Below are 1411 nucleotides of genomic sequence, written 5' to 3' on the forward strand. Positions count from 1 at the left end.
TAGACCGTGTTCCAGCCTCGCCGTTTCGCTGAGTGTGTCAATTTAACGGCTGATCTTGGTTGTTGAGTGGTCAGTTGTTGCTCGGGGTCAGGCGGCCCTCGAAGGCGATCTGGAAGGCGTTCAAGGGCGCCTTCCAGCGCATGGTCCACCGCTTGCGGCCCTTCCCCGTGGGGTCCAGCGACATGAGCGCCATGTAGACGCACTTGAGGGCGGCGGCTTCGTTGGGGAAGTGGCCGCGGGCCCGGACGGCCTTGCGTATGCGGGCGTTCACGCTCTCGATCGCGTTCGTCGAGCAGATGACTTTACGGATCTCGACGTCGAAGGAGAGGAAGGGCACGAACTCGGCCCAGGCGTCGGACCACAGCTTCACGATCGCTGGATACTTCCGGCCCCACGCCTCCTGGAACTCCAGGAACCGCTCCATCGCCGCGTCCTCGTTCGGCGCGGTGTAAACGGGCCGCAGCGCCTTGGCGATCTTGTCCCAGTCCTGGCGAGCCGCGTAACGGAAGCTGTTCCGCAGCAGGTGAACGACACAGGTTTGGACAATCGTTCGAGGCCAGACGGCCTCCACCGCATCAGGCAGGCCCTTCAGTCCGTCGCAGACCAGCATGAGCACGTCGTCGATGCCGCGGTTCTTCAGCTCGGTGAACACGTGCAGCCAGTACTTCGCGCCCTCGCCGCCATCGCCGGCCCAGATCCCCAGGATGTCCCGGGTGCCTTCGGTGGTCACGGCCATGACGACGTAGATCGGGCGGTTCGCGACCTGACCGTCGCGGATCTTGACGTTGATGGCGTCCACGAACAGGACCGGATAGACGCGATCCAGCGGGCGATTGGACCATTCCGCCATACCCTCCATCACCTTGTCGGTAATCGTCGAGATGGTCTGCTTGGAGATCTCCGCGCCGTAGACCTCGGCCAGGTGCGCGGATATCTCCCCGTGCGTGAGCCCCTTCGCGGACAGCGACAGCACCATCTCGTCCACGCCGGTCAGGCGCCGCTGCCGCTTCTTGACGATCTGCGGCTCGAACGTGCCGGACACGTCCCGGGGGACCTTCACCTCGACCGGGCCGACGTCGGTCAACACCGTCTTTACCCGGGTTCCGTTCCTGCTGTTGCCACTGTTACGGCCCTCGGCGTCATGCTTCTCGTATCCGAGGTGATCGGTGATCTCGCCCTCCAGGGCGGACTCCAGCACCCGCTTGGTCAGCATCTGCAACAGGCCGCCCTCGCCGGTCAGCTGCAGCCCCTCGGATCGGGCCCGGTCCACGAGCATCGCGACCAACTGCTCATCCGACGCGGCCGGCACCGACGTGACCGCCGGCTTCTCCACGGACTCCTGCTCGACAACGGTCTCGGTCATCTCTGGCGTCTCCTTGATCATCAGATCCGCCGTTGATTAGACACTCCC

General features: G+C 64.5%; 1 protein-coding gene. It reads right to left on the reverse strand.

Annotated elements, in window-relative coordinates; translation table 11 throughout:
* Positions 1 to 70: 70 nt before the first annotated feature.
* Entirely contained in the window at positions 71 to 1363 is a 1293-nt protein-coding gene (locus tag ACWDVB_RS40275) for an IS256 family transposase (RefSeq protein ID WP_451612070.1), read from the reverse strand.
* Positions 1364 to 1411: the final 48 nt, after the last annotated feature.

The organism is Streptomyces sp. NPDC003379 (assembly GCF_053589195.1).

Coding starts and splice junctions, on each gene's coding strand:
- ACWDVB_RS40275 (WP_451612070.1), bottom strand. CDS start 1,363: ATGACCGAGACCGTTGTCGAGCAGGAGTCCGTGGAGAAGCCGGCGGTC.